Here is a 15796-nt window from a genome sequence, read left to right as displayed (position 1 = left end):
TTCCAGTAAACAAGAGGGAGAATACGAAGATCCTCCCTGTTCACTCAGCGATTTGGATACACCATCACTTTTAAACATTCATTCTTAAATTGAAGCGCCCGCTCCATCGCATCTTGCGTCTGCTCCAGCGAATATTGGTCCGTTACTAGATGCTTCGTGTCCACAATGCCTGAAGCAAGAAATTCGATTCCCTTTGGATACGTATTGGCATAACGGAAGATCCCGTAAATATCAATCTCATTATCCGCAATAAACGGTACGTTGAGCGGAATCTCGTTCTGTGAAGGCAAACCGACAATCGCCAATTTTCCGCCCCGGCGCACAGAAGCCAGTGCGGATTGCAATGCCGCTGGATTCCCTGCTGTTTCCCAAGCAACATCAACGCCTCTATCATTCGTGATCGTTTTAATCTCTTCAAGTGCATCCTGTTCACGTATATTAATAATGTGAGTCGCTCCCATTTTTTTCGCAGCTTCTAACCGCAGCGGCTCTAAGTCGGTGACAATGATTGTGCCTGCCCCAAATGCTTTAGCTGCGGCAACAGCCATTAACCCAACAGGGCCCATCCCCATAATCGCAATCGTTGATCCGGGCTGTAGCTTCGTTCTGGCCGCCGCATGGATGCCGACAGAAAACGGCTCGATCAAAGCAGCATCTTCATAAGAAAGTGAGTCTGGGATTAAAAAAACAAAGTCCTGACGCATTTTAATATATTGGACAAACGCGCCGTCTACCGGCGGTGTAGCCAAAAACTGTACATCCGGGCAAAGATTATAGCGCCCTTCTTTGCACGCTTCACAGCGTCCGCACGTAACACCCGGCTCTACAGCGACGCGGTCTCCCACCTTGAATTGATCGACAGATGATCCGACAGCGGCAATTTCACCCGCACATTCATGCCCAAGGATAAATGGTTTTTCCACAACATAGTTGCCTATTCGGCCATTTGTATAGTAATGCAGATCAGATCCGCAAATTCCGACAGCCATCACCTTAATCAACACTTCATCATGATTGATATCAGGCACAGGCAATGTTTCAATTTTGATCTCTCTTGTGTTGTGCATAACAGCCGCTTTCATGTTTTGAGGTACTGTGTGAGTCATTTGGCAAGTTCCTTTCTTTAGAAAATAAAATGTAAGTGCATACATTTTTGTTTTCTCTGTTACTGCCCCCATTTTATCTGCTTTTCAACACGTTCAACAGCCTTTCCTGCTGTATAAAAGGACAGCGGCACTGTACTTTTATTTTTTCATATACAAAAAACGCTGGATTGATAAAATAGTACTAATAGGAGGTGCAGGCTTATGGCTGAACTTGAAAACCGAAAACAATTTGCACAACTGCTGGCACCTGGCGTCAAAACGCTAAAACTTCATCCTGATTATAAAGTCAGAAGGAAAAAGAATGAAAAAACAGGACAGTCTTACATAGATAAAATCGCACTCCAGCTGGGAGTCTCCCCAAACACGATCAAAAGCTGGATCGGACAGATGGGGGCAAACTACATTCCCGGAAGAATCGACGACGGAAAACTGTTCGGAATGATCTGGATCATTCTCGAAAAGACCGACTTGGATATCGAGTGGTTGACCGACTTGCTGGAAGCCACCACTATCCCAGTCATCAAACCCGCATTGCCTGTATGGGCAGCATCCTGTTTGAAAAAAGCGAAAATACTGCGAAAAGACGGATTATTCGGGGCTCCGAGTGAAGACGAAATTGAAAATGTAGTAAAACGGCTGTTTCATGACAGACCCGGCCATGAAACGAATGCGCTTACAGAACAGCCTATCACTCATAATTTACCCTCACGCTGGTCCGGACGCTTTATCGGACGCAGCTTTGATATGGAAGCGATACGGCAATGGATGCTTTCTCCCTCACCAGTCTGTTTAATCACCGGCTGGGCTGGTATGGGTAAAACCACAATCGCTCTTGAAGCCGCCTATTCCTGTGTCGACGATACTTCAGATTGGCCGGCGTTCAACAGTATCATTTGGGTCAGCGGTGATTGGAAAGGATTGAGCTTTAGCGATTTTTTAAATACGATCGCCTATCAGCTCGGACGCACAGAACAAATCGATAAATCAATCAATGAAAAACGATTCGTCGTCCGCAATGCGTTAGCTAATTACACTAGAGAAAAACCGATCCTGCTGATCGTTGACAGCATTGATACTGCAGAACGTGACATTCATGAATTTATCACCAGCCTTCCGCAAGGCGTGAAAGTTCTCCTCACAGCGCGGGAAAACGTAAAGCAAACCTATCGGGAAAGCTTCGGAGAAATGACAGCTATTCAGCTGAGCGGCCTTGACCAAACAGATGCTTTGGATTTTTTTCAGCAAGAAGTGCACCGATGCTTACAAACATGCAACATTCAAAATAAACGGGAAAAGCTGGAGCAGCTGTTACATCTATCATCTGACCTGAAAAACGAATTCATTTCAGCGACTGCCGGAAACCCGAAAGCCATGGCACTCAGCATCGCCTATATGTCAGACGATGACATCCCCGCTCAGCAGCTGATTCATGAGCTTGGAAAAGCAGGCTACTCACTGCTGGAATTGTTTGAATTCCTCTTTGGCCGCACCTGGGATAGATGCAATGAAGATACGCGAAAGCTATGGCAGACGCTTTGCTTTTTCAGCAAGCCGCCTGATGAAAAAAGCCTGGCGGCAGCAGCCGGATTAGACGCCCGCCGTTTTCATTACGCTATGGAACAAATGCGGTCATATGCGCTGATTCAGCCGGAACGAAGCCAAGGCAGGACACAATACTTAGCGCACCAAACCGTTGTCGCTTACGGAGAACAGCACTTGTCCGAACAGCACGAATATGAAAAAGAAGCCCGCAATCGATGGGCGCACTATTATGTTGATTATGCCGAAACCCATTTAAAGCGGGAACAGCCCGACTCTATCTATTGGAGCTACCTGCTGGGACGGAATTTAGATCAAATGAAACAAGAATGGCCAAACATCTTAAAGGTCATCCAATGGGCAAGTGAAACCGATCAAAAAGAAATCCTAATCGAACTCATCACCCGCATTAGCCATTTTCTAAGCAGAATCAACCTGCCCTTGCGAATCGAATACGGACGCAAAGCCGCCGACGCCGCCCATCAATTAGGCCAACACACACGAGAAGCGTACTTCCGAATCGACACAGCAGGCTGGGCTCTGATGGAAGTCAATGATTTAGACAGGGCCTTACAGCAAATTGAAGCCGGGCTGAGGATTCTGGAACAATCAGACGCTCACGATGCCTATGATCTAAAGGTTTGGGGACACGCACTCAAAGCAAGGCTTTTTTTAAAAGACGGGCAACAGGAAATAGCAGAGACCATTTTAAACGAAATCGAAAATCAACCGATTTCCCCTACCATTCAACACAGAGTTCTATTGGTTCGCGGTGACTTAAGCTTTGCGAGAGGTCATCATGAAGAAGCCATTCAATTATACGAAGCCGCAAATGAAATCAGCTCCACGTACGGCGGCGAAAAAACGATAGAAGCCTATTTCAATCTGGGTGTCGCTTACGTGAAAAGTGGTCAGTTTGAGAAAGCGGAAGAAGCCTTTGAGCAAATGCTCTATGACAAACATAACGCCAATCAGGTTGAGTTGATCTATTATTTTTACGGGATGGCGCAGCTGTTGAACCGTAAAGGAGAGAAAACGAAAGCTATGGAAGCTAATCAGAGAGCGATTCGTTTGATTGATTCGTGGGAGCCTGCGATTGGGATTCGGGGAGAGGTGGAAGAACTGGCAATGGTGATTAAAGAAAACGACTAGTACGCATAGTAGTTCTGTCAGCAATCTCACTCAATAAATAGGAAAGGCCAACTGAAGTTGCAGTTGGCCTTTCGTTTCTTATTAAGGTCTACAAATGTACTGAACCAGGTTTTCCCGTATTTATCCTTTCTCTTATAAAGGAAAGCGTATCATTTGCCAGTTTTTTGCGACAAAAAACAATACCGGAATGACCACAATCGTAGACATATCTTGTGGGTTTCCCCCAACTTTCCCATAAATAATCTGCATCTTTTAAGTCAATATACTGATCATGTTTAGCAGAAATCAGCAGAATGTTATCTTTATTAACTTTCGGCAAGGCTTGACTAGGATCTGTGATATTCCAATATTTTGTTAAATCTTCATAGGTCACACCATTTTGTTCTAATTCTTCTCTTATGAATTTACCTGGGATCGTGTTCCATATTGAATAAGAAAGGCGATTGGCATAAAAGATTGATACCACTACATCAATTTGAGATTCTAGGGTAGCAATTAGATTAGTGATCCATCCCCCTAAACTCACCCCCACTATGATAACAGGGCCTTTTTTATTTGCTTTTATCCAGTAAATTAATGCCCGTAAATCGACAATGGCCTGTCTTGTCGACTCAATTGTACGATCAATATTCGCACTAATCATCAACTCGCCACTATACAGTGAATTTTCCGGTTCTCTTTCAAAATGGTATGGAAGAGAATAATAATACATATTCCAGCCTAAATCGTTCATTATACGTTTATGAAATATTTTTTTGATTCTATCGAACGAATCCATGCGCCAGCCGTGTACAAAGATGACATTGGGCGGATCTATGTCATTTTTATTTAAAAAAGTCTCCCCTTTTAAAGTATCATTAACAGGATTCCCAGTTTGAATTAAGGATTCATAACGAAATGTTCCAACCCTATAATTTTTTTTAGATTCATTCAAGTCAATTGAAACATCGGCTATATTTGCACTGTAAAATTCCTCTCTATCATCTGCATCGGCTGTAAAAGCAACAGAAAATTGTTTATCTTTGCTTCTTTTTCTATGTAAATCATATAAAGCCAAGCGATCTATCATTTTTGAGAAATGCACTATTAAGTCCTCCTTGGTAATCATAAAAAACTAATATTAGATTTAATAATTGGAATGTCGGTCTCCATAGAGTAGGGATGAATATTATCAAGATGTTGGTGGAAGAACCTAACTACATCGCCAGTGAATTTTTGAGAATCAGATTATTCTGCCGTTCTATATATTTAACATACATCGTCTTAGTAGCTAAAAAGCAGCACAAATAGACATTTTAATAGGTTTTCTCTTTGACAGTGTTTTCCTTGGGGAAACGTCTAAGAGTGTTGGTGACACTATTTATTTAGGTAACTGGGGCTTTTTTGTCTTATGAGAGGATACCATCTCCTGTCTGCAATAGTGAGAGAAGTAACAGAGGTCTGGACGAATAATTTTTAAACCTATTTTATAATCATAACAGAAGTGCAGTTTACTGAAGTTACAGTAAGCCGTTTGTCAAAGAAGACGTAAACAGGAATCTGAGCCGGTGGAATTTTGTATTTTGGTCAATTGAATAATTCATATCGGGATTATCAAAACTATTGAAAATCGATATAGAACAGTGCTGAAAAAATCAAACTACGAAAGACAGAAAAAAAAGAAGCTTCTCACAAGTTCAGTGAACTCATGAGAAGCCTCGAAAATTTATTAATGGATCAATAGGGCATCAAAAATGACGTCCGTTGCCGACAAACCCTTGTAAATCAAGGGTTTTTTGTCGGTTTTACATCATGCCGCCCATACCGCCCATGCCGCCCATGTCAGGCATTCCGCCGCCAGCGTTTTCTTCTGGCTTGTCAGCGACAACGGCTTCAGTTGTTAGGAACATTGCAGCTACAGACGCAGCGTTTTGAAGAGCTGAGCGTGTAACTTTCGTTGGGTCAACGATACCTTTTTCGATCATGTTTACCCATTCGCCAGTTGCAGCGTTGAAGCCTACGCCGATTTCTTCGTTTTTAAGGCGCTCAACGATGACAGATCCTTCAAGACCAGCGTTATGTGCGATTTGACGGATTGGCTCTTCAAGCGCGCGAAGCACGATGTTGATACCTGTTTGAGCATCGCCTTCAGCTTCAACTGCAGCGACTTTGTTATATACGTTTACAAGCGCTGTACCACCACCGGATACGATGCCTTCTTCAACAGCTGCGCGAGTTGAGTTCAAGGCGTCTTCGATGCGAAGTTTACGCTCTTTCAGCTCAGTTTCAGTCGCAGCGCCGACTTTGATGACAGCTACGCCGCCAGCAAGTTTAGCAAGACGCTCTTGTAATTTTTCTCTGTCGAATTCAGAAGTTGTTTCTTCCACTTGAGCGCGGATTTGAGTCACGCGGGCAGAAATTTTGTCTGTTTCGCCAGCGCCTTCAACGATTGTTGTGTTTTCTTTAGTAACGACAACTTTAGAAGCGCGTCCCAATTGAGCGATTTGAGTAGATTTCAGGTCAAGGCCAAGATCTTCTGTGATGACTTCTCCGCCAGTAAGGACAGCGATGTCTTCAAGCATTGCTTTACGGCGGTCACCGAAGCCAGGAGCTTTAACAGCAACTGCGTTGAATGTGCCGCGAAGTTTGTTCACAACAAGTGTTGCAAGTGCTTCGCCTTCAACATCCTCAGCGATCAGAAGCAATGGTTTGCCTTGCTGAACAACCTGCTCAAGCACAGGAAGGATTTCTTGAATGTTTGTGATTTTTTTGTCTGTGATTAAGATGTAAGGATTGTCAAGAACCGCTTCCATCTTATCAGAGTCAGTTACCATGTAAGGAGACGCATATCCGCGGTCGAATTGCATACCTTCAACAACTTCAAGCTCAGTTGTGAAGCCTTTAGACTCTTCGATTGTGATAACGCCGTCGTTTCCTACGCGCTCCATTGCTTCAGCGATAAGGCTTCCGACTTCCTCATCAGCAGCAGAGATCGCAGCAACCTGAGCGATAGACTCTTTGCCTTCGATTGGCTTAGAAATTTCTTTTAAGTTTTCGATCGCAACCGCTACAGCTTGTTCCATCCCTTTACGCACGCCTACAGGGTTAGCGCCTGCTGTTACGTTTTTAAGGCCTTCACGGATCATTGCTTGCGCAAGAACTGTTGCAGTTGTTGTACCGTCACCGGCAACGTCGTTTGTTTTGCTGGCTACTTCAGCAACAAGCTTAGCACCCATGTTTTCAAAAGCGTCTTCTAGCTCGATTTCTTTAGCGATTGTTACACCGTCATTTGTGATTAACGGAGAACCGAATTTTTTCTCTAGAACCACGTTGCGTCCTTTTGGTCCTAAAGTTACTTTAACAGCATCAGCAAGTGCATCGACACCGCGAAGCATTGCGCGGCGAGCTTCTTCACTAAACTTAATTTCTTTTGCCATGTTTACAAGACCTCCTCAAATGTTTTAAATATTGTTTATTTAAGAATTAGCCGATAACAGCTAAAATGTCGCTTTCACGTAAGATTAAGTATTCAGTACCTTCGTATTTCACTTCAGTACCTGCGTATTTTGAGAAGATAATGCGGTCGCCCTCTTTTACTTCTAAAGCAACGCGCTCTCCGCTTTCTAACACGCGACCTGAACCAGCTGCCACGATTTTGCCTTCTTGCGGTTTTTCTTTTGCAGAATCCGGCAACACAATTCCGCTGGCAGTTTTTTCTTCAGATTCTACGAGTTCAATGACAACGCGATCACCTAATGGCTTTAACAATGTAATAACCTCCTCAATAGTATGAATATGTAATTTTAGCACTCAGCACTAAAGAGTGCTAACACAATTCTTATAATAAAGAATCTCCCTTCCAATTTCAAGTGATAAGATAAAAAATTTTTCACGCTTACATCATTCTTTTCCGCTCCCTTTTCCGTTAGCTTTTTCACCCCCGTACCGATTATGTTACAATAGCTGTAGATGAACGAAACCCACTTAACAAAGGAGTACATACCATTTGAGAAAACAGTATTGGTTTATTATTTTGACATATATCATCATGCAGTTTTCCGCATTAATCGCGATTCCCTTGTTATTTAAATTCGGTTATGCCGGAGGACAGCCTACAGATGAAAATATGCTGCATGCACAAGGATTATGGTCCGTTATCAGCTTTATCGCCTGTCTCGTTGTTGTTCTGCTCATTCTGAGAACCGTTCCGAAAGAAACGCTGCGAAACGGACAGAAGGACTCAATCGGACTTTCTATCCTTTGGGCGATAGCCGGTTTTTTCATTGCCCTTTTCTCTCAAGGAATAGCAGGCTCTATTGAATATTATGTTTTTGGCATCGGAAGAGAATCAGAAAATACACAAGCGATTCTGGATGTCATTCAGGCAGTCCCGCTCATGATTATCGTTTCTTCCATCGTCGGGCCTATATTAGAAGAAATCATCTTCAGAAAAATCATTTTCGGCGCGCTGTACGAAAAAACGAATTTCTTTTTCGCAGGACTGATCAGCTCGGTTATCTTCGGTATTGTTCACGCTGATTTGAAGCATCTTCTTCTATATACAGCAATGGGCTTTACCTTTGCCTTTTTATATGCGAGAACAAAACGGATATGGGTGCCGATTTTCGCCCATTTAATGATGAATACATTCGTCGTCATCATGCAGCTTGAGCCTGTTCGGAATTACCTTGAACAGCAGAGCACACAAATGCAATTGATTATTGGAGGATTATTTTTATGAGAAACCCGGTAGTTTGGGGAATGATCTACTTTGCCGTAGGGTGCATCTTTACTTATCTTGCCGCAAGCTCGCCAGGCAGCATGTGGTCATTTTACTCCATCCTGCTGATGGTGTTCGCCGCTTACAACATCAGCATTTCTTTTAAGATGTTCGCCTTTTCATTTAAAATCAAAAAGAACCAAAAATAAAGAAAATCCATTTCTCGCCTGAGAAATGGATTTTTTATTATTGCCCGGAAGACACGTCCTGATCGGCTGCACTGCTTTTCTGCGCTTTCCGATAGGCGGCCTTCGATATCAGAATACTGATTTCATATAAAATCAAAAGCGGGACTGTGACCATCATATGGGACAGAAGCTCAGGCGGTGTAATCAGGGCTGCGATCACCAGCAGCGTAAAATACGCATACTTTCTGATTTTCGCCAAGAACATCGGTGTCACAATTCCGAGCCTGGTCAAAAACATAAGGATGACCGGCATTTGGAACAGCAGTCCAAACGGAATCGTCAGCTGCAGAAGAAAATGAAAATATTCATTAATTCCGATCACCTGATTGACATTCAAGTCCTGAGAGATCCGCTTCATAAAATCAACAACAAAAGGAAATAAAATATAATATGAAAAAGATAAGCCCGCTAAAAACAGCAAAATAGAGATCGGAATGTAGCTGAGCGTTACTTTGCGCTCTTTCTCATAGAGGCCCGGGCTCACAAAAGCCCAAAGCTGATAAAGAATAACCGGCGAGGTCAGGACTATGCCGATGATAAATGCAAATTGCATAAACACATAAAGCGGGTCTGTCAGGTTAAACGCGTTAAGCGTAAGCTGCTTCGCTTCATCTGTTTCTTGCAGGTACACAATAATCGGCTTTGCTAAAAAAAATCCAGCAATAAAGAAAACGACAAACGCCAGCGCTACAATCAGCAACCGTTTTCGAAGCTCAGCAATATGCTCCAGCAGCGACATTTGATTCACTTTCATTCGTGTCATCCTAACTTACTGATCTTCTTTCTTTTTTTCCTCTTCATCACTCGTTAATCCTTTAGTAGCGTTTTTGAATTCACGAAGTGTGTCTCCCGCTGCTTTCCCCAATTCAGGCAGCTTTTTGGGGCCAAAGATAATCAGAGCAACGATTGCGATAACAGCAAGGCTTCCAGGACCGATCGGCATATTTGGGCTCCTCCTTTCCCTCTATTCGATTTCCTCTAAAACTGAGTAATGCTTCAAAAAATAAACAAGTGACTGAAGCTCAACTGCTAAATCTATATGATGAATTCGAATGTGTTCCGGCACATTCAAACGGGCCGGCGTAAAATTAAGGATTCCCTTGATTCCTAATGCGACCAATCTGTCTGTAATGGATTGAGCGGCTACTGCTGGCACTGTAAGAATGGCAACTGATTCATCTTTTACGTGTTGTTCAAGGTCATCAAGGTTATAGACGGGCACGCCGCCTACCTCAGTTCCTATTTTACTCTCATTTATATCAAAAGCCATAGAAATTTTTGTGTTATTATTTTTTGTGAAATTATAGTGAAGAAATGCCGTTCCCAAGTTCCCGACACCAATCAAGATGACGTCTGTCATCTCATCCTGATCAAGCGTTTTTCGGAAAAAAGACAGCAAATAATCCACATTATATCCGTATCCTTTTTTGCCAAGAGCTCCAAAATAGGAAAAATCCCTCCGAATCGTGGCAGAATCAACCTTTACGGCATCACTGAGTTCAGCGGATGATACACGCTGTTTTCCTGACGCATGCAGATTCTTTAAAAAGCGATAGTAAAGCGGCAGCCGTTTCGCCGTCGCCTGCGGAATTTTTGATTGATCCTTATTCATTTTTGGTCCTCCAAATTATACTCGGATAGTTCTCTTTTAAAGTCACCGTTTTTCCCGCCTGTCTTCTCCAGCAAGAAAGTAGGGCCGATGACCATCCCCTTATCAAGGGCCTTGCACATATCGTAAACGGTAAGAGCGCACACCGATGCAGAAGTGAGCGCTTCCATTTCCACACCTGTACTCCCTTTCGTTTTGACCTGTGCTTTTATATGAAGTATAACTTCTGCTTCTTTTATTTTCCAGTCAAACGATATATCTATCCCGCTCAATGAAAGCGGATGGCACATCGGAATGATATTCGACGTTTGCTTTGCGGCCATAATGCCTGCCACCTGCGCGACAGCCAGTACATCTCCTTTGCCGATATCGTGACTTTGTATTTTCTCGTACACCTCATTCTTCATGTGTACGCTTGAAACAGCCGCCGCAGTACGGACAGTCGAAGATTTTTCGCTGATATCCACCATCTGGGCTCTGCCCTGTTCATTAAAATGAGAAAATCCATTCATATTAAAACGCTCCTTAAACAGATCATACACTATTTTCTTCTCTATGTCTTATATGGCCAATGTATTGTTTGCTGACTTCTGGTTCATAAGCTACACTTAACTTATTATAGCAGAGGTGAAATAATATGATGATCTTACAAGTTAATCAGCTGTCCAAATCGTTTGGTGCTGATACTATTTTAAACAATATAAAGCTGGAAGTCAGAAATCGTGATCGCATCGCCATTGTAGGAAGAAATGGCGCCGGAAAATCCACGCTCCTTAAAATTATCGCAGGCCAGCTTTCGTATGAAAAGGGCGAAATTATTAAACCGAAAGATATTACAATGGGATATCTCGCCCAGCATACTGGCTTGGATTCTAAGCTTACCATAAAAGAAGAGCTGCTGACTGTTTTTGACCACTTAAAAGCAATGGAAAAGGAAATGCGGGCTATGGAAGAAAAAATGGCGGCAGCTGACCCCGGTGAATTAGAAAGCATCATGAAAACCTACGACCGCCTTCAGCAGGAATTCAAAGATAAAGGCGGCTATCAATATGAAGCAGATGTTAGATCTGTGCTGCATGGTCTCGGCTTCAGCCATTTTGACGATTCTACACAGGTTCAAAGCCTCAGCGGAGGCCAGAAAACAAGACTGGCTTTAGGTAAGCTTCTGTTAACACAGCCTGATTTGCTCATTCTCGATGAGCCGACAAACCATCTGGATATTGATACGCTTACCTGGCTTGAGCATTATTTGCAAGGCTATTCAGGCGCCATCCTCATCGTTTCGCATGACCGCTACTTTTTGGACAAAGTAGTAAACCAGGTGTACGAGGTATCAAGAGCAGAAAGCAAAAAGTATCACGGCAACTACAGCGCTTATCTCGACCAAAAAGCCGCGCAGTATGAAAAAGATCTGAAAATGTATGAAAAGCAGCAGGACGAGATTGCAAAGCTGCAGGACTTCGTAGACCGAAATCTGGCGAGAGCCTCTACCACCAAAAGGGCACAAAGCCGCAGAAAGCAGCTTGAGCGAATGGAAGTCATGTCAAAACCGCTTGGCGATGAAAAATCGGCAAACTTTCATTTTGATATTACAAAACAGAGCGGAAATGAAGTCCTTCGTGTTCAGGATCTCACAATCAGCTATGAAAACCAGCCGCCGCTTTTAACAGAAGTGTCATTCATGCTCACAAGAGGAGAAAGCGCTGCGCTTGTCGGCCCTAACGGAATCGGTAAATCGACATTGCTGAAAACATTGATAGACACCCTAAAACCAGATCAAGGAACGATCTCATACGGCTCAAATGTCAGTGTCGGCTATTATGACCAGGAACAGGCTGAGTTGACTTCCTCTAAACGTGTCCTTGATGAGCTGTGGGACGAGTACCCCGGGCTCCCAGAAAAAGAAATCAGGACGTGTCTCGGAAATTTCTTATTCTCCGGAGATGATGTGCTGAAACCAGTTCATTCACTGAGCGGGGGCGAAAAAGCAAGATTGGCTCTAGCTAAGCTGATGCTTCAAAAAGCCAACTTTCTCATCCTTGATGAACCGACAAACCATCTGGACTTAGACAGCAAAGAAGTTCTCGAAAACGCGCTGATTGATTATCCAGGTACACTTTTATTTGTCTCACATGACAGATATTTTATTAACAGAATCGCCACAAGAGTGCTGGAGCTTTCTTCAAGCCATATAGAGGAGTATCTGGGAGATTACGATTATTATACAGAGAAAAAAACAGAGCAGCTTGAATTGGAGAAAATAAATCAGCAAGAAGAAACTGAAAAAACGCCAGCTACAGTGAAGTCTGACTCCAAACGTTCCTACGAGGAAGAAAAAGAATGGAAAAAGAAAGAGCGCCAACGACTCCGTCGGATTGAAGAAATTGAAACCACTGTTCAAACCATTGAAGAGAACATCAGCCGCAATGATGAATTGCTATGTGACCCTGAAGTCTATCAGGACCATGAAAAAGTACAAGCTATCCATGCAGACAATGAGAAGCTTAATCAGGAGCTGGAATCTCTTTTGTCCGAATGGGAAGAACTATCCACAGAAGAAGATTAAAAAAGTCAAGCACCTCTTTTTAGAGGTGCTTTTTATCCACAGAACATCCCCTAATAAATAAACAAAGTAAGCGTTTTATACACACTATCCACAAAATATTCTGAATTTATCCACTTTATTAACAGTGACCTCAGCCCTTTATCCATCAATATCTCTATAATTACTCACAGACATGTGGATAAATTGTGAATTATCTGTTAATAACAAACAGATAAAAAGTCTCACGCTATTATCTCGTGAGACTTTGATAAGAAGTCAATTCAAGGCCGGGCTGGCCATTCATATCATATGCACCGCGAATTCCTTTTTCAAAAGCAATTGTACCAGCAGCAGCAATCATCGCAGCATTATCCGTACATAAAGCTAATGGAGGAATGACAAGCGTAATCCCTTCATGCTGGGCAAATTCCTTTTCTAATGCAGCTCTGAGGCCTCTGTTTGCAGCTACTCCTCCGGCTAAAAGGACCTGTTTGACATCATATTCCTTTGCCGCGCGCGCCGTTTTGGTTACCAAGACATCGATCACACTATTTTGGAAGCTGGCAGACAAATCTTCCGGAGCAATCTCTTGCCCTTTTTGGGATGCATTATGAAGCGTATTGATCACCGCAGACTTCAACCCGCTAAAGCTGAAGTTGTAAGAGCCTTCTTCAAGCCATGCGCGAGGAAGCGGAATATTGTCATTCCCTTTTTCAGCTAGCTTGTCAATTTGCGGTCCACCCGGATATGGCAATCCCATCGTCCGCGCCACTTTGTCGTAGGCTTCTCCTGCCGCATCATCAAGGGTTTCCCCAATGACTTCAAATGATCCATGTTCCTTCATATAAACCAGTTCTGTATGGCCTCCTGAAACGACCAATGCCAGTGCCGGGAACACGATGTCTTCTACAAGACGGTTCGCGTATATATGACCGGCTATATGATGAACGCCTACTAACGGAATGTTATGTGCAAAGCTCAATGCTTTAGCGGCATTCACTCCGATAAGAAGCGCTCCCACCAGTCCCGGACCTTCTGTTACTGCAATCGCATCAATATCACTATACGTCATGCCAGCTTTGCGAAACGCCTCTTCTATAACCAAAGTGATTTGTTCAACATGATGTCTTGAAGCAATTTCCGGAACAACGCCTCCGAAGCGCTTATGGCTTTCAATTTGAGAGGCTACTACGTTTGAAATGATCTCTTTTCCGTTTTTCACAATAGCTGCAGCAGTCTCATCACAGCTTGTTTCAATTCCTAATACGTACATGTCTTTTTGCTCACTCATTTATCGTCACCCACATAATTAACGCATCTTCCCCGTTATCAGTATAATAGTTCTTTCTTATTCCGCCGGGCTGCATCCCGAATTTCTTATATAAGCCTTGAGCAGGATGATTCGAAACCCTCACTTCAAGCGAAAGCCGCCTTGCGTCTTTTTCTTTACACAGTTCAACAGCTGAGCGAAAAAGCGTTTCTCCTAAAGACTGGCCGCGATACTCTGGTTTTATCGCTATATTTGTAATCTGGGCATCATCCATCACAATCCAAATCCCGCAATACCCAACAACATGGCCGTCCTTTTCAATCACGAGATAATGAGCATACGGATTTTCCAGCAGCTCATGATAAAACGAATCCTTCGTCCAAGGAGACGTAAAGGAGGATGCTTCGATTTCGTATACGTGATCTATATCTTCAAGCCGCATATTTCTGACCGCTGCTTTTGTTTTCATCCTATCACCCTACTTTTGACTTTCAATCCATTTCGCTTCAGCTTCTGCCAGCCGCAAGTAATCCGGGACAAGCCCATGAACATCAGCTGCTTCCTTTTCCTTCCCGAGAAAAGCCAATTCTGAAGGACGCGGGTTATGCTGGACGGCAGTTCCAATGAATCCTTTTGTTCTAAGAACATCCTCTATCATCTGCTTGTGAATAGAAGTGTCGTGACCTAAAAACAAAACAGGACGATCCTTTTCTTTTAACATCTCCAGCCAATCTGCCAGCATCACATTTTGATCTGGAACAACTTGCTCTAAAAGTCCATTTTTATATTGATACAGACCTGTGTACACCTGTCCCCGTCTAGCATCAAAGATTGGGCTGATCAGACCGTCAAAATGCCGGCCATTTGCCGCAAGCGTCTCAAGACTTGATACAGCACTTATTGGAATGTCTAAAGACCAGGCAAGTGTTTTGGCCAACGTCACACCTATTCTTACTCCTGTGTATGAACCTGGGCCTTTTGCAACGACAATTTTAGAAAGGTCCTGCGGTGCCATATCACAATCATTCAGCAATGAATGAACAGCAGGCATCGCTCTTACAGAGTGGTTCTTTTTCAAATATGTAATGTATTCTGCTATAACAGTGTCTTCTCGAAGCAGCGCAATGCCCAATGTATAATTTGATGTATCAATTGCTAATATTGTCATGTCTACTTAACTCCTCACAAAGCATTTCATACCGATTCCCGACAGCAGTAAAGGTAATTTCCCGCTCATCATCACCAGCTCTTTTGATGACAATTTGCAGTCGCTCCTGCGGCAGCTGTTCTTCAATTAAATGAGCCCATTCAACGAGACAGACACCTTGTCCGTGAAAATATTCATCAAGTCCCAAATCTTCACTTTCATCTTCCATTCTATACACATCCATATGATAAAGAGGAAGTACGCCATCGTTATATTCTTTTATAATTGTAAAAGTCGGACTGTTTACAACACGTGTAATTCCCAGCCCTTCTGCAAAACCTTTCGTAAAAGTCGTTTTTCCTGCACCTAAATCGCCCTCTAATGTCAGGACGTCTCCCGGTTTAGCAAACGATGCCGTCAGCTTGGCAATTGCTTTTGTTTCTTCTGGATTTACAGTTCTCCATTTTAATTGCTTCACACG

16 protein-coding genes are annotated in these 15796 nt (G+C 43.1%); 4 read left to right on the top strand and 12 right to left on the bottom strand.

All coding sequences use genetic code 11. The features are described 5' to 3' along the window. Positions 1-44 precede the first annotated feature (44 nt). On the bottom strand, positions 45-1106 hold the full coding sequence (gene gutB, locus NSQ12_RS03395; protein WP_015715423.1) for a sorbitol dehydrogenase: 1062 nt from the start codon (positions 1104-1106) through the stop codon (positions 45-47). A 201-nt stretch (positions 1107-1307) separates the two neighbouring features. Here gutB and gutR point away from each other — a divergent pair, with 201 nt between their 5' ends. After that, entirely contained in the window at positions 1308-3797 is a 2490-nt protein-coding gene (gutR, locus tag NSQ12_RS03390; RefSeq protein WP_160221387.1) for a glucitol operon transcriptional regulator GutR, read from the top strand. Between the two features lie 88 nt (positions 3798-3885). On the opposite strand, the gene NSQ12_RS03385 is transcribed toward gutR, so the two are convergent. The 3 genes from NSQ12_RS03385 to groES form a co-directional block, all read right to left on the bottom strand. Then, positions 3886-4881 carry an alpha/beta hydrolase family protein gene (locus tag NSQ12_RS03385; protein ID WP_201763421.1) on the bottom strand — a complete coding sequence of 332 codons (996 nt, stop codon included), beginning with the start codon at positions 4879-4881 and terminating at the stop codon, positions 3886-3888. A gap of 700 nt (positions 4882-5581) precedes the next feature. Then, positions 5582-7213 (bottom strand): chaperonin GroEL, encoded by a 1632-nt coding sequence (gene groL / locus NSQ12_RS03380; RefSeq protein WP_003234067.1) that lies wholly within the window; start codon positions 7211-7213, stop codon positions 5582-5584. Positions 7214-7259: 46 nt separating this feature from the next. Further along, positions 7260-7544 carry a co-chaperone GroES gene (gene groES / locus NSQ12_RS03375; RefSeq protein WP_003155970.1) on the bottom strand — a complete coding sequence of 95 codons (285 nt, stop codon included), beginning with the start codon at positions 7542-7544 and terminating at the stop codon, positions 7260-7262. A gap of 238 nt (positions 7545-7782) precedes the next feature. Here groES and NSQ12_RS03370 point away from each other — a divergent pair, with 238 nt between their 5' ends. Both NSQ12_RS03370 and NSQ12_RS03365 read left to right on the top strand, forming a co-directional pair. Next, positions 7783-8517 carry a type II CAAX endopeptidase family protein gene (locus NSQ12_RS03370; RefSeq protein ID WP_003234069.1) on the top strand — a complete coding sequence of 245 codons (735 nt, stop codon included), beginning with the start codon at positions 7783-7785 and terminating at the stop codon, positions 8515-8517. After that, on the top strand, positions 8514-8705 hold the full coding sequence (locus tag NSQ12_RS03365; protein ID WP_003225680.1) for a YdiK family protein: 192 nt from the start codon (positions 8514-8516) through the stop codon (positions 8703-8705). Before NSQ12_RS03370 ends, NSQ12_RS03365 begins: the two co-directional genes overlap by 4 nt. Positions 8706-8742: 37 nt before the next feature. Here the strand turns inward: NSQ12_RS03365 and tatC are convergent, their stop codons facing one another. From tatC to moaC, 4 genes are read right to left on the bottom strand one after another with little or no spacing between them, the layout of a single operon-like run. After that, the gene (tatC, locus tag NSQ12_RS03360) at positions 8743-9507 is read right to left on the bottom strand and encodes a twin-arginine translocase subunit TatC (RefSeq protein ID WP_015252680.1); all 765 of its coding nucleotides are present in this window, start codon (positions 9505-9507) and stop codon (positions 8743-8745) included. A 6-nt stretch (positions 9508-9513) separates the two neighbouring features. Next, positions 9514-9687, bottom strand: coding sequence for a sec-independent protein translocase protein TatAY (tatAY, locus tag NSQ12_RS03355; protein ID WP_003234072.1), 174 nt, complete (start codon positions 9685-9687; stop codon positions 9514-9516). 21 nt (positions 9688-9708) lie between these two features. Next, the gene (locus NSQ12_RS03350) at positions 9709-10356 is read right to left on the bottom strand and encodes a redox-sensing transcriptional repressor Rex (protein ID WP_003234073.1); all 648 of its coding nucleotides are present in this window, start codon (positions 10354-10356) and stop codon (positions 9709-9711) included. Continuing rightward, a complete protein-coding gene (moaC, locus tag NSQ12_RS03345) occupies positions 10353-10865 on the bottom strand; it encodes a cyclic pyranopterin monophosphate synthase MoaC (protein ID WP_047182181.1) in 513 nt (170 codons plus the stop codon). Before moaC ends, NSQ12_RS03350 begins: the two co-directional genes overlap by 4 nt. 125 nt (positions 10866-10990) lie before the next feature. Between moaC and NSQ12_RS03340 the strand changes: the two genes are divergently transcribed. Continuing rightward, positions 10991-12919, top strand: coding sequence for an ABC-F family ATP-binding cassette domain-containing protein (locus NSQ12_RS03340; protein ID WP_029317385.1), 1929 nt, complete (start codon positions 10991-10993; stop codon positions 12917-12919). Between the two features lie 229 nt (positions 12920-13148). Here the strand turns inward: NSQ12_RS03340 and tsaD are convergent, their stop codons facing one another. From tsaD to tsaE, 4 genes are read right to left on the bottom strand one after another with little or no spacing between them, the layout of a single operon-like run. After that, positions 13149-14189 (bottom strand): tRNA (adenosine(37)-N6)-threonylcarbamoyltransferase complex transferase subunit TsaD, encoded by a 1041-nt coding sequence (gene tsaD, locus NSQ12_RS03335; RefSeq protein WP_003234076.1) that lies wholly within the window; start codon positions 14187-14189, stop codon positions 13149-13151. Next, entirely contained in the window at positions 14182-14637 is a 456-nt protein-coding gene (rimI, locus tag NSQ12_RS03330) for a ribosomal protein S18-alanine N-acetyltransferase (protein ID WP_015252683.1), read from the bottom strand. Before rimI ends, tsaD begins: the two co-directional genes overlap by 8 nt. 9 nt (positions 14638-14646) lie before the next feature. Continuing rightward, positions 14647-15336 (bottom strand): tRNA (adenosine(37)-N6)-threonylcarbamoyltransferase complex dimerization subunit type 1 TsaB, encoded by a 690-nt coding sequence (gene tsaB / locus NSQ12_RS03325; RefSeq protein WP_015252684.1) that lies wholly within the window; start codon positions 15334-15336, stop codon positions 14647-14649. After that, entirely contained in the window at positions 15317-15793 is a 477-nt protein-coding gene (gene tsaE, locus NSQ12_RS03320; protein ID WP_015715341.1) for a tRNA (adenosine(37)-N6)-threonylcarbamoyltransferase complex ATPase subunit type 1 TsaE, read from the bottom strand. The genes tsaB and tsaE overlap by 20 nt, the downstream gene beginning before the upstream one ends. Positions 15794-15796: the final 3 nt, after the last annotated feature.

Origin of the sequence: Bacillus sp. PS95 (genome assembly GCF_037963565.1) — a bacterium.
Classification (GTDB): Bacteria; Bacillota; Bacilli; order Bacillales; family Bacillaceae; genus Bacillus; species Bacillus subtilis.
This window is presented reverse-complemented; position numbering and strand designations above follow the sequence as displayed.